Annotated in this window: 13 protein-coding genes and 1 tRNA gene; 6 read left to right on the forward strand and 8 right to left on the reverse strand. The window is 66.4% G+C overall.

Annotated elements, in window-relative coordinates:
• Window positions 1-26 precede the first annotated feature (26 nt).
• The 5 genes from ACEQX1_RS04045 to hemB form a co-directional block, all read right to left on the reverse strand.
• On the reverse strand, window positions 27-956 hold the full coding sequence (locus ACEQX1_RS04045; protein WP_370193713.1) for a DMT family transporter: 930 nt from the start codon (window positions 954-956) through the stop codon (window positions 27-29).
• Between the two features lie 77 nt (window positions 957-1,033).
• Entirely contained in the window at window positions 1,034-1,783 is a 750-nt protein-coding gene (locus ACEQX1_RS04050) for an arginyltransferase (protein WP_024350539.1), read from the reverse strand.
• A gap of 16 nt (window positions 1,784-1,799) precedes the next feature.
• A complete protein-coding gene (locus ACEQX1_RS04055) occupies window positions 1,800-3,620 on the reverse strand; it encodes an SLC13 family permease (protein WP_024350540.1) in 1,821 nt (606 codons plus the stop codon).
• A gap of 161 nt (window positions 3,621-3,781) precedes the next feature.
• Window positions 3,782-4,255: an RDD family protein gene (locus tag ACEQX1_RS04060; RefSeq protein ID WP_370195039.1), complete on the reverse strand. Its 474-nt coding sequence runs from the start codon at window positions 4,253-4,255 to the stop codon at window positions 3,782-3,784.
• A 109-nt stretch (window positions 4,256-4,364) separates the two neighbouring features.
• Window positions 4,365-5,399 carry a porphobilinogen synthase gene (gene hemB / locus ACEQX1_RS04065; protein ID WP_187391828.1) on the reverse strand — a complete coding sequence of 345 codons (1,035 nt, stop codon included), beginning with the start codon at window positions 5,397-5,399 and terminating at the stop codon, window positions 4,365-4,367.
• 281 nt (window positions 5,400-5,680) lie between these two features.
• Here hemB and ACEQX1_RS04070 point away from each other — a divergent pair, with 281 nt between their 5' ends.
• From ACEQX1_RS04070 to ACEQX1_RS04085, 4 genes are all read left to right on the forward strand, one after another.
• On the forward strand, window positions 5,681-6,103 hold the full coding sequence (locus ACEQX1_RS04070) for a DUF6163 family protein (protein ID WP_024350543.1): 423 nt from the start codon (window positions 5,681-5,683) through the stop codon (window positions 6,101-6,103).
• A gap of 224 nt (window positions 6,104-6,327) precedes the next feature.
• A complete protein-coding gene (gene ldtR / locus ACEQX1_RS04075) occupies window positions 6,328-6,825 on the forward strand; it encodes a transcriptional regulator LdtR (protein ID WP_370195042.1) in 498 nt (165 codons plus the stop codon).
• Between the two features lie 613 nt (window positions 6,826-7,438).
• On the forward strand, window positions 7,439-8,803 hold the full coding sequence (locus tag ACEQX1_RS04080) for a selenium-binding family protein (RefSeq protein WP_370195044.1): 1,365 nt from the start codon (window positions 7,439-7,441) through the stop codon (window positions 8,801-8,803).
• Window positions 8,804-8,862: 59 nt separating this feature from the next.
• Complete coding sequence (locus ACEQX1_RS04085) at window positions 8,863-9,216, forward strand: 2Fe-2S iron-sulfur cluster-binding protein (protein ID WP_370195046.1); 354 nt, start codon at window positions 8,863-8,865, stop codon at window positions 9,214-9,216.
• Between the two features lie 259 nt (window positions 9,217-9,475).
• On the opposite strand, the gene ACEQX1_RS04090 is transcribed toward ACEQX1_RS04085, so the two are convergent.
• From ACEQX1_RS04090 to ACEQX1_RS04100, 3 genes are all read right to left on the reverse strand, one after another.
• Window positions 9,476-9,550 (reverse strand) — tRNA-Glu (locus ACEQX1_RS04090).
• 183 nt (window positions 9,551-9,733) lie between these two features.
• Window positions 9,734-10,765 carry a YcbK family protein gene (locus tag ACEQX1_RS04095; protein ID WP_370195047.1) on the reverse strand — a complete coding sequence of 344 codons (1,032 nt, stop codon included), beginning with the start codon at window positions 10,763-10,765 and terminating at the stop codon, window positions 9,734-9,736.
• Between the two features lie 228 nt (window positions 10,766-10,993).
• Window positions 10,994-11,434 (reverse strand): VOC family protein, encoded by a 441-nt coding sequence (locus tag ACEQX1_RS04100; protein WP_370196530.1) that lies wholly within the window; start codon window positions 11,432-11,434, stop codon window positions 10,994-10,996.
• 357 nt (window positions 11,435-11,791) lie between these two features.
• On the opposite strand from ACEQX1_RS04100, the gene ACEQX1_RS04105 reads away from it, so the two are divergent.
• Complete coding sequence (locus tag ACEQX1_RS04105; protein ID WP_370196531.1) at window positions 11,792-12,370, forward strand: cold-shock protein; 579 nt, start codon at window positions 11,792-11,794, stop codon at window positions 12,368-12,370.
• Window positions 12,371-12,385: 15 nt separating this feature from the next.
• Window positions 12,386-12,850: a DUF192 domain-containing protein gene (locus ACEQX1_RS04110; protein ID WP_370195053.1), complete on the forward strand. Its 465-nt coding sequence runs from the start codon at window positions 12,386-12,388 to the stop codon at window positions 12,848-12,850.
• Window positions 12,851-12,868 lie beyond the last annotated feature (18 nt).

Genomic DNA, 12,868 nt, shown 5'->3' on the forward strand with positions numbered 1-12,868 from the left:
AGGCGACGCGCGAAGCTCCCAGCGCCTCAGTCGGCGCGGTTAGGCCCGGCAAGGCGCCGCCGCTGACCGCGCACCCGCCGCAGCTCGGCGATCGAATGGGCGACCAGCGTCGCGATCACCACCCCGCCGCCTGCCATCGCCAGATCGACCGGTTGCTCGCCGAAGATCAGCCAGACCCAGACCGGGGCCAGCACGGTCTCGATCAGGAAGGCCATGGAGACGACCGGGGCGGGTACGAACATCGGCCCGATCGCCAGGCAGATCATGGCGACGGGGATCAGCACGCCGCCATTCAGGATCAGCCAGATGATCGCATCGGAATGGAGCCCTTCACCGGCGACGAAGGGCAGGGCGATGATGGCCGGCAGCAGACCGCCGAGCGCTGCGGTGTAGCGCATGTCGGTGCGCGAGCGCCGCGACAGGGTCAGCGCGAGGGCGATCAGGAAGGCGGTTGCCAGCGCCGAGAGGTCGCCCGTCCAGTTGCCGGTCTCGAAGCCCGCGCCGATGATCAGGAGCACGCCGAAGAGCGTCGCGGGGATCGCCAGCACGGTGGCCAGCGGCGGACGCTCGCCGATCAGCCACCAAGACAGGATCGCCGCGAACATCGGGTTGAAGGCGAGGATGAAGACGACATTCGCCGCGCTGGTGTTGAAGACGGCGAAGACGAAGGTGGTGGCCGCTACCGAGAAGACCGCGACGATCAAAAGGCCGGTCCAGCCGGCGATCAGCTTCTGGCCGCGCGGATTGCGCATCCGGTCGACCTGCCAGATCAGCAGCACGGCGAGGCCGGTTAGCAGACCGCGGACCGCCAGCACGGTCCAGAAAGCGCTCTCCGACATGCGGATCAGCGGAATGTCGAAGGACAGGACCAGCCCGCCGATGCCGACGATGGCAAGGCCCTGGCCATAGGACTGGGCCGAAGCGGCGGCTTCGGTCTGGGACGAGACGGCGGACATGGGAACCTGCGATTGGTAAGTTACCCTGACCGGCTATCGTGCCGGACCCAGCATGGCAACCGGCGCGACGTCCGGCCTCAGCCTTCGTAGCGTTCCCAGCCCTTGGGCAGCAGGTGTTCCTGCGGGCGGAAGCGGATCTTGTAGTCCATCTTGCGCGAGCCGTTCACCCAGTAGCCGAGATAGAGATAGGGCAGGCCGAGCTTCCGGGCGCGCTCGATATGGTCGAGGATCATGAAGGTGCCGAGGCTGCGCTCGCTCTCGTCGGGCTCGAAGAACGAATAGACCATCGACACGCCGTCGGCCATGACGTCGCTGAGCGCGACCGCGACCAGTTCGCCGTCGGAATGCGGGCTGAAGGCCGAATCCGCGCCGCGTCGGCGGTACTGCACCAGCCGCGTATCGACCTGGCTGTCCTCGACCATCATGGCGTAGTCGAGAACGCTCATCTCGGCCATGCCGCCCTCGGCGTGGCGGTGGTCGAGATAGCGCCGGAAGAGCGAATATTGCTCGCTCGACGGTTCGGCCTGGTCCATCCGGCCGATCAGGTCGCGGTTGCGGGTCGCGACACGGCGCATGGAGCGCGTCGGCTGGAACTCGTCCACCAGGATGCGCACCGACACGCAGGCGCGGCAGCGCTCGCAGGCGGGTCGGTAGGCGATATTCTGGCTGCGGCGGAAACCGCCCTGGCTGAGGAGATCGAGCAGCGAGGGCGCGCGCTCGCCGGTCAGATGGGTGAACACCTTCCGCTCGGACTGCCCCGGCAGATAGGGGCAGGGCGAGGGCGACGTGAGGAAGAATTGCGGCGTCTGCGGATGATGGACCGTCACGGCCGAGCCTCCCGTCTCACAACGAATAATACCATGGGCCCACGATCGAAAATGTTAACCACACCAGAATCACGAGGGGAACACCGGCCTTGGCGAAGTCGACGAAACGATAGCGTCCCGGGCCCATGACCATGAGATTCGTCTGGTAGCCGATCGGTGTGGCGAAGGATGCGTTGGCGGCGAAGATGACGCAGGCGAGAAAGGCCTGCGGCGGCGCGCCCAGCCGGTTGGCGATGTCGAGCGCGATGGGCGTGAACAGCACGGCGGTGGCGTTGTTCGACAGGAAGTTCGTCATGATCGCGATGACGAGGAACAGCGCCGAGAGAATGATCGTCGGAGACTGGCCGTCCAGCGCGGCGACCGTGCCTTCGGCGATCATGGCGGCGCCGCCGGTGCGCTCCAGCGCCGTCGCCGCGGCGATCGCCGCGCCCACCAGCATGAAGATCGAGCGATCGACCGAACGCGCGGCTTCGCCTACCGTGAGGCAGCCGGTGGCGACCATCAGCACCGCACCGGTCACGGCGAGGACGTCGATGGGCAAGAGGCCGGTGGCCGAGCCGGCGATGATGCCGAGAAAGATCGCGACGGCGAGCTTGGCCTTGGTGCTCTGCGGGATCGCCTGGGCGCTGTATTCCAGCAGCAGCAGATCGTGGTTGCCCTTGAGCGACGAGATCGCCGCCTCGCGGCCGCACAGCAGCAGCGTGTCGCCGGGCTCGAGCCGAATTTCCGAGAGCGCCGAGCGGGCCATGCGGCTCTTGCGCTGCAGGCCGAAGAGGGTGATCCCGAACTGGGTGCGCAGGCCGGAGAACTGCATCGTGCGGCCGGCATAGCGCGAGCCCGGCGCCACCACTGCCTCGGCCATCACCATGTCCGGCCCGATCTTGCGCTGTTCGGCCGAGTAGCCGGACGGGTCGAGGGTCTTGATGGTCAGATTGCCGGCCGCCAGCGCCTTGGAGAAGGCCCGGCGCGTCGCCGTGACGATCAGCCGGTCGCCGGGCTGCAGCGAGACCCCGTCGAAGGGCGGCAGGAAGGTCTCGTCGTCGCGCAGGATCATCCGCGGCATCAGATCGCCGAGATCGGTGAACAGGCCGGCCCGCGCCGTGCTGCCGACGAAGGCGTGCTCCTCGGTAATGTCGATCTCGCCGAGGAACTGCTTGCCGCCGGCATCGACGACGCGGCCCTGCGGGCCTTCGCGCGGGGTGAGGATGCGCGGCATTACCTTGATCACGTAGATGCCGCCGACCACGGCGATGGCGAGGCCCGGTATGGTGAAGTCGAAGAAGTCGAGGGTGATGCCCGAGCGGGCCGCGACGCCCGCCACAAGGAGGTTGGTGGACGAGCCGATCAGCGTCGTGACGCCGCCGAGGATCGACAGGAAGGACAGCGGCATGAACACCCGCGAGGGCGAGATGCCGCGCTGGGTCGCCAGCATGGTGAGGATGGGGATGAAGATCACCACCACCGGCGTGTTATTGAGGAAGGCCGACAGGACGGCGGCCGTGAGCAGGACCACGGCGATGGCACCGGCGCCGGCCGTGCCGCCGATCCGCGACAGCAATTGCGTTGGCTGCGCCATGGCATCGGTGGCGAAGAGGCCCTGGCCGACGATCAGCAACGCCAGAACGGTGATCAGTGCGGGATTGGCGAAGCCGGCGAGCAGGTCGCCGCTGGTGACCGCGAAGCCGGCCGCGTCCCGATAGGGGAACAGGGCGAAGAACAGCAGGAATGCACTGAGAGATGCCGCGGCCACGGCCTCGATCGGCCAGCGTTCCAGCGAATACCCGATCACACTCACCAGGATGAAAAGGTAAGTGACCCAGACGTGTAGCGAATCCATAAACCGCCGCGTTCCGTTGTCCGCCTGACCTTATCCGTGTCGTGGCGGCGAATGGCAACCCGTGGGGTCGATCGAACAGGATCGGCCGAAGCGGAGTTCGGCGCGATCAGCAGCGGAGAGAGGGCGGACGGCGAGGGCGTCCGCGCAGGAAGGTCGCAGGTTCAGCGGTCGCGGACGACCGCGGTTCCGAGCAAGAGGTCGTGCAGCAGCTGCTTGCGGCGGGTGAACAGGGCAACCAGCAGGACGAAGGGCGTCAGGACCGAGACGGAGGCCCAGAACAGGACGCCGTGCAGGACCGCCAGCGTGGGGTCGACCCTTGCGCCGTCGAGCCGCGCGACACGCAGGCCGGCCACCCGCATGCCCGGCGTGGCCTGCTTCGTGCCGCCCATGGTGAAGGCGATGTAGATGATGGCGATCACCGGCAGGAGGATCGCGTAGAGGCCCCAGGCGAGGCCGAAGGAGACGATGCCGAGGATGAAGACGACGATGGCCGCCGGCACCGACAGAAGCAGCACCAGCGCGTAATCGACCACGAAGGACATCATCCGCCGGGTGCGCACGCCATCATAGAGCCGCGGCGCGTCGAGATCCGTCGCGCGCGTTTCGGCCGTCCGGGTCATGGTGTCGTCGTACACGGGCTGTCCTTCGTCGCGGTTTCCTGTCGTCCTCCAGATGGTGACGATCACGGCCGCGTGCAACGCCGGTGCCGCAGGGGCGCCTTTCGTGCGAGGCGCGCGCGGCCCGTCAGCGGCGGGGCATGCGCGCGGCGATGGTCGGCGAGAAGTAGCTGAGGATGCCGGACGCACCGGCCCGCTTGAACGCGGTCAGGCTCTCGATCATCGCCCGCTCGCCATCGAGCCAGCCATTGCCGGCCGCCGCCATGATCATCGCGTACTCGCCGGAGGTCTGGTAGGCGAAGGTCGGAACGCCGAATTCGCGCGACAGCCGCGAGACGATGTCGAGATAGGGCATGCCGGGCTTGACCATGATCATGTCGGCGCCCTCGGCGATGTCCTGTGCGGCCTCGCGCACGGCCTCGTCGCTGTTGCCGTAGTCCATCTGATAGGTGCGCTTGTCACCCTTCAGCATACCGCCGGAGCCGACCGCGTCGCGGAACGGGCCGTAGAAGGCCGATGCGTATTTCGCCGCATAGGACATGATCAGCGTGTCACGATGGCCGACCTCGTCGAGCGCCTGGCGGATGCAGGCGACCCGCCCGTCCATCATGTCGGAGGGGCCGATGATGTCGCAGCCGGCCTCGGCCTGCACGACGGCCTGTCGGCACAGCGCCTCGACGGTCTCGTCGTTGAGGATCCGGTCGCCCTCCATGATGCCGTCGTGGCCGTGGGAGGTATACGGATCGAGCGCGACGTCGCAGAGGATGCCGACCTCCGGCACGGCGGCCTTGATCGCCCGGCTTGCCCGGCAGACGAGATTGCCCTCGTTGAAGGCCTCGCTGCCACGTTCGTCGCGCTTGTCGGCATCGGTATAGGGAAACAGCGCGACGACCGGGATGCCCAGATCCCGCGCCCGCCTGGCGGCCTCGACGCAGCCCTCGACCGAGAGGCGGAAGACCTCGGGCATGGATGGCACCGGTTCCGGCGCGCCGCCGCCTTCGCGCACGAAGATCGGCCAGATCAGATCGTCGGCGGTCAGATTGGTCTCGCGCACCAGCCGGCGCGACCAGTCGGACTGGCGCAGCCGCCGCATCCGCAGGCCTGCCGTCGCCGCATCGATCCGCGTGGTGATCGAAACTCCAGAATCGCCGGTCCGTGTCATGCGGCAGCATCCTATCTGTCTGTCGGGCGCCTCCGTCCCGCGCCTTTCATGGAGAGGCGAGGACGGCGTCCATCATGCGCGGGGCCGATCGCCGCGCGGTCGGCTTCTGCGTATGCCCTCGGCGCCGCGACTTCAAGATTGACGCGCTCTTCGCGTCCACCGTAGGTTCCGGCGCGTCGGGCGCTCGCCCGGCCCGCATGCGGTCAGCCGCACGCCATGTCTCCCCGCGCGACCGCATGCAAGGCGGCAAGGGCGCCGAACGGTCCGGAAGGTGGAGCCTCGTGATCAAGGGATTTGCCCAGCGCGCCAAGGCCGAAGCGTTCAATCGCGCGCTGGCGGTCTGGCTCTACCGCCTGGCGGCCATCGTGATGTTCGTCGCCGGCGTCGGCTACTGGATCCGGCTCGTCGGCATCGACGAGGGGCCGCTCAACCGCTTCGACCTGATGCCGCTGTGGTGGAAGATCGCCGCACCGGCGCTGGCGGTGCTCTATCCCGTCGCCGGGATCGGCCTGTGGCTGACGGTCGGCTGGGGCGCTGTCGTCTGGGTGCTCATCGCCCTGATCGAAGCGGTGATGCATCTCGGCTTTCCCGAACTGTTCGGCCCCAACCTCCTGTGGCTCGGCTTCCATCTGTGGGGGCTCGGCATGCTGGCGGTGATCCGCGCCGTCGGGCTGTACGAACGGCGGCGCCTGCGCGGCTATTGAGGTGGCCTCCATACCCCGCCTCCGTGGCCTGCCGGGAGGCCGAAAGGAATTGTTCAGATCGGGGATAGGTCTTGTTAATCAAGACTTTGGATGCGCAAGTGTAAGGGCGCATTAAGCCTGCGGTTTAAGTCGAATTTTAGATGCGCTGCCTATGTTGGGTCTCAAGATGGGGTCGATAGAGAACATCCATCAGCTCAACAGCGGAGACTACTATGAACGCTCAGATGAAGGCAGACGCCGCCCCGCAGGTCGGTCCGAAGGATGAACTGAAGTCGCTTTACCTGGAGACGCTGCAGCTGGTCGAGCGGCTGCACCGCCGCCTGCTGGACGTCATCAAGGACGAGTTCGACCGCAACAGCCGCACCGACATCAACGCGGTCCAGGCGCTGCTGCTCTTCAACATCGGCGACTCGGTGCTGACCGCCGGCGAGCTGCGCACCCGCGGCTTCTATCTCGGCTCCAACGTCTCCTACAATCTGAAGAAGCTGGTCGATCTCGGCTTCATCAACCACCAGAAGTCGCGGGTCGACCGCCGCGCGGTGAAGGTGTCGCTGACCGACACGGGCCGGGAAGTCGCCGCGATCGTCGCCGAGCTCTATGACCGTCATATCGGCTCGATCGACAAGGTCGGTGGCCTCGACGAGCAGGAATTCCAGAAGATGAACCGTTCGCTGCAGCGGCTGGACCGCTTCTGGAACGACCAGATCCTGTACCGCCTCTAGACCCAGTCCTACAGACCTCCGCGCATTTGCCTCGCGACCCTCGGGTCAGCGGGGCCTTTGCCGTTCGGACACCGCGAGGCGAGGTGTTCGGGATCGCGCAGGGCAGGGGCTCGCCGTCCCGGCGACAACCTGGCGCCCGAGTTCGCAGCCGGTTCCGGGGCCGGGCCGCCGATTCTGTCGTTGTGCGAACCGGTCAAGAGTGCTCAGGATGGCGGCAGGAACTCGGATCGTGAGCCATGCCGGTGTATCTGGACCGCCTCGTGACCACGCTGGACGCCGCCGCCATGACGGGCTGCGGCCGGGCGCCTGTCCGGGTTCAGGGAGCAAACAGTCCGCGACGCGCCGGGATCTTCCGTCTGTCGCTGATTTCCGCGGATCGCCGGCGAACCGCCGTGCCGGACCCACACGCGCATCGCCTGACCGCCGCGCGTCCCATCCACGTCTCGCCGCACCGCAGATCCCTCGGTTACATCTCGAACTTGCTTTTCCCAAGGGACAGGGCCGCAGTTCGGTGCGGCAACATCATCCATTCGCGGGATCGGAAGCTCCCGCTCTCGAAGCGGACGCAAGCATAGGGACACGCATCACCACGCCAGAGCCAAGGGAGGAATTCATGTCCAAGACCAATGGGAGCTGCTGCGCAGGTCCGGGCTATGCATCGCCGCAGGAGGCGATGAAGGCGCCGCGCGAAACGGTCGTCTACACGATCTGCATCTACACCGGGACCGGGATCGAGAAGCCCGACTATCTGGCCACCATCGACGTCGACCCAGACAGTGCGACCTATGGCGAGGTGATCCACCGGACCGAAATGCCGAATGTCGGGGACGAACTCCACCACATGGGCTGGAATGCCTGCTCCTCCTGCAACACCGACGGCAGCATGGAGCGCAAGTACCTGATCATTCCGGGCGTGCGCACGACGAATTTCTACATCGTCGACACCGCCACCGATCCGCGCCGGCCGACGCTGTTCAAGACGATCGACGGAAGCGAGATCAAGGCGAAGACGAACCTCTCGGCGCCGCACACGGTGCATTGCCTTGGTGCCGACATCATCGTGTCGATGCTCGGTGACGCCGAGGGCAACGGGCCGGGCGGCTTCCTGCATCTAGACAAGGATTTCAACATCATCGGGCGCTGGGAGGAGGATCTCGGCGAGATGCGGTACAATTACGACTTCTGGTACCAGCCGCGCCACAACATGATGATCTCGACCGAATGGGCGTCGCCCAACACCTTCATGCCGGGATTTGATCTCGAGGACGTGGCGCGCGGCAAATACGGCCAGCATGTGCATTTCTGGGATTTCGCGAATCGCCGGGTCGAGCAGAGCATCGATCTGGGCGCGGAGGGCATGATCCCGCTGGAGGCGCGGTTCCACCACAACCCCGACAGCACGCACGGCTTCGTCGGGGCGGCGCTGGCCTCGAACATCTTCCACTACCACAAGGACAACGGCACGATCGAAATCGAGAAAGTCATCGACGTGCCCACCGTGGATGTTGAAGGCTTCCCGGTTCCCATGCCCAGCCTGATCACCGACATCCTGGTGTCGATGGACGACCGGTTTCTCTATTTCTCGAACTGGCTGCATGGCGACCTCAGGCAGTACGACGTCTCCGACCCGGCAAACCCGAAACTGACCGGCCAGGTCTGGATCGGCGGGATGCTGGGCAAGGCGCCGGAGGTGAACGGCCGCACGGTGGACGGCGCGCCGCAGATGATCCAGCTGTCGCTCGACGGCAAGCGGCTCTACGTGACGACGTCGCTCTTCTCGACCTGGGACAACCAGTTCTATCCGTCGATGAAGGAGAAGGGCGGGATTATGCTGATCGTGGACTGCGACACCGATAAGGGCGGCATGACGATCCGCGACGATTTCATCATCGATTTCAACGACGAACCGCACGGACCGGCCCGCGCCCACGAAACCCGCTATCCAGGCGGCGACTGCTCGTCGGACATCTGGGTCTGACGGGCGGCGGTCATCCGCGTCCGGCGAGGCCGGATGCGGCGTTTTGCGGGAGCGCCGGCATGCGCAGGCACATGGTCACATTGCGCAATCGCGGCGGGCTGGCCTTTTCGGTGGGCGAGGACGAGCCGATCATCGACGCCGTCGAGGCGGCCGGCCATGTCCTGCCGATCGGCTGCCGCTATGGCGGCTGCATCACCTGCGCCGCCCGGTTGATCTCCGGCTCGGTCCGTCAGCCGAATGGCACGGCGCTGAACCGGCGCCAGTCGGAGGCGGGCTACGTGCTGCTCTGCGTGGCGCGCCCGAAGGAGGATTGTGTCCTTGATGTCGGCGTGGAGAGCCATGACCGGCTCTACGTCAATCCGTTCGCCAGCGCCGCCGCAGCGGACCAGTTGGCGCGCGCGAAGGACAGATGACTGTGTGAGTGGGGATTCGGAAAGCGGGGCGCCGGTCGCGCTGAATGATACGGGAGCGTTGAGGGCACTGATCGGTTGCTGGCCGCCATGCGCTCGTCACGTCGCTTGCGCCAGGCTAACGGCATCCGGGTGACGGCCGGACGCGGCACGTTCGTTGCGATCCGCAGGCCAGCTGTCAGCGGCCTGACATAGAGGTCGCGAACACACGCCGGAGGCGCTGGATGGGGCCTGCCATGTGGCAGGCGATTCAAAGGGGGAATGGTACGCCCAAGGGGAATCGAACCCCTCTCTCCACCGTGAAAGGGTGGCGTCCTAACCGATAGACGATGGGCGCAGCGACGGCGTGTATACGGTGAGTCTCCGGCGACCGCAAGAGCCGGAAAAGGGGTTTTTCGCTGTTGCGAGAAGTTTTTGCGACAGGCCGGAATTCTGCCCTTTGCCGGTCGGCGAGGACCGGAAAGCTGGCCACGCCGGCCTTGGCCGGTGCGCCGATCCACCTATGGAACCAGTGGGTTGGCTATTTGCGGCCGCGGCAGGACCAGTTCCAGTCGCGCTTGTGCCCGACATCGACGTGGATCGCCTTGGTGTGACAATAGGTGCCGACGCCACCGCGGCCCGGCAGCGAGCGCACATAGGCGGCAACGGCCATGTTGTCGGCGCCGGGGATGATGATGTCGGCGGCCTTGCAGCCCATGTGCTGGGAGCGGCGCGCGCCGTTGACCCGCTTGTTGTGGGTCGGGCTGCGATAGCCGGAGGTGACGATCACCTTGGTGCCGTAGCGCCGCTCGACGCTGCGCAGGATGCGCACGAGGTTCGACGGGAAGCAGGAGGTCTCGACGCTTTCGCGCTGAACCATCAGGCCGTTCGGTGCGAGCCGGGCCATGCCGGTCGACAGGGAGGCGACCCGGTAGGAGGTCTCCACGTCCTCGATCATGTCCTCGTCGGCCGAGGCGCGCTGGCCGATCTCGAACAGCGAGGAGGGGTCCACGCCGGGCAGTGCGTCGGTGCCGGCCGCCGCGCCCTCGCGCTGCAGGACGACGCGCCGCGACTTGCCCTTGTCGACATTGGCGATGGGCGTGCGGGCTTCCGAGCGGGCGAAGAGCGAGGAAAACAGCGAACGGTCGGAGGAACGGCCTGCCGCGCCACTGGTCGATGCCTCGGTCGCATAGGCGACCATGGCCTTGTTCTCGCTGCCGGTCGGAATCAGCGGGGAGGTGGCCGGCATGTCGGCAATGGCGGGCGGCGGCGTCTGTGCTTCGGCCGTCTCGGTCGCCGGCGCATTGGTATCGGCCGCTGCGCTCGCAGCCTCCGTGCCCTGGGCTTCGCCGGTCGCTGACGTCCCGGCGTCGGCTTCGGATGCAGCCGCGACATCGACGGCAGCCGCGTCTTCGGTTTCGGGCGCCGTAGCGGTGCCGGCAAATCCGAAGGCCGAGGTATCGTCGATGGCGGAGACGCATCCCGACAGGATCGGCGCGGTCGACAGAAGCGCCAGCACCAGGAGATGCGGCGTCATCGCAAGGCGGCGGTGGCCCGGGCGGTCAGTTTTCAATCGTTTCCCCTCTCGGCAGCGTGTTCGCGAACCCGCCACGTCAGTCCTGCAACGACCCGGCCATCCTGCCGCGTCTCCATGGTCCCCACCATGTGTCGCCACTGACAGTCTCGATGATCTTACCAAGCGTCAGGTCGTGCACGGCGAAAGCATTGTCTCTCAATAACGCTCTGCCGTCTATGGTGGGAATGCGGCGGCACGATGGTCGCCGCATGTCCCGGTGGAAGCTTACCAGCTGCCGGTGTTCTGCATCGAGGCCCACGGCTCCGCGGGCTCCTTGGCCTCGCCCTTCTGCAGCAACTCGATCGAGATGTTGTCGGGCGACTTGATGAAGGCCATGTAACCGTCGCGGGGCGGGCGGTTGATGGTGACGCCCTTGTCCATCAGATCCTGGCAGGTGGCGTAGATGTCGTCGACCTCATAGGCGAGATGGCCGAAATTGCGCCCGCCGGAATATTCCTCGGGGTCCCAGTTGTGGGTGAGTTCCAGAAGCGGCGCACGGGTCTCCTTGGCGCCCGGCATGTCTTCCTGCCCGGCGAGGAAGATCAGGGTGAAGCGACCCTTTTCGCTCTCGACACGGCGGGTTTCCACCATTCCCAGCTTGTTGCAGTAGAAGTCGAGCGACGCGTCCACGTCGCCGACGCGAACCATCGTGTGCAGATAGCGCATTCGGTCTTGCCTCTCTTGTGGTGATGGCGCCGATGGTAGCGTGTTTGACCGGTGAGCCAACCCTTGCGGCGCAGAAAAAGCGACGACGGGACACGGGTTCGGTCCCGGATCGGGCAGGGCGCTGCCGGCCGTCCATGGCAGCGATACGTCTGTCGGAGCGGCATCGCAGACGGCGTTAGTTGGTGGCCGCAGCCGGCGCCGTCGTTGCTGTCGTCGCGGCAATAGAACGCCGCCATGTCTGGGCGACAACCGGCATATCCTTGGAAAAGCCCGCCGGTGGCCTTGCCCCGGTCGGGCTCATTGATGCTAAGTTCGGCCATTGCGATTCGGATGGCGGAAGTACAGGCGGAACCCCGAATGCCGGACAGAATATCTGAAAACGCCGAGGACCGGGCCGGTCGGTCCGACACTGCGGATGTCGGCCTGTCCGTCGTCTCGGGCCATATCAAATGGTTCGACGTCTCGAAGGGCTTCGGCTTCATCGTGCCCGACGACGGGGGCGCGGATATTCTGCTTCATGTCACCTGCCTGCGGCGAGACGGCCATGCGACGGCGCTCGAGGGCGCCCGCGTCGTCTGCGAGGTGCAGCAGGGCGAGCGCGGCCTGCAGGCGTTCCGGGTCCTGTCGATGGACCAGTCCACCGCCGTCCATCCCTCGCAGCTGCCGGCCCCGCGCACCCATTCGGTCGTCACCGCCAGCGGCGACCTCGTCTCGGCCGTGGTGAAATGGTTCAACCGGACCAAGGGCTACGGATTCCTGACGACCGGCGAGGGGACCGAGGACATCTTCATCCACATGGAAACCCTGCGCCGTTTCGGCATGACCGAGCTGCGGCCCGGCCAGGACGTGCTGGTGCGTTTCGGGCAGGGCGACAAGGGACGCATGGCGGCGGAGATCCATCCCGGGACGGGTCCCGTCCAGCCGCCGTCCCACTGAGTTGAGGCAGATCCGATGGCAATGAGACGCGCGATCCTGGCGGCCGGCTTTGCGGCGGCGGCCGTCATCGGGGCGGCCTATTACGCGGCGGCGGGCAACGGCCTGTCGACGGCGACGCTGGAGACGGCGACCGGCAGCCATGCCATCAAGGTCGAACTGGCGCAGACACCGGAGACTCGCGCCACCGGCCTGATGAACCGCGAATCGATGCCGGCGGACCAGGGCATGCTGTTCGAGTTCGACGAGACCCGTCCGGTCGCCATGTGGATGAAGAACACGCTGATTCCCCTCGACATGCTGTTCATCGATCCGGACGGGGTGGTGAAGCGGGTGAAGACCAACGCCCAGCCGCTGTCGCTCGAGACGATCCCGTCCGGGGCGCCGGTGAAATACGTTCTGGAGCTGAATGGCGGCGCCGCGGCCCGCTTCGGCGTGGTCGCCGGCGACCGACTTCGTCACCCGATCATTCCGCAGCCTTGACTTCCCGACCATTGCCCG

Source organism: Aurantimonas sp. (assembly GCF_964217435.1).
GTDB classification, from domain to species: Bacteria; Pseudomonadota; Alphaproteobacteria; order Rhizobiales; family Rhizobiaceae; genus Aurantimonas; species Aurantimonas coralicida.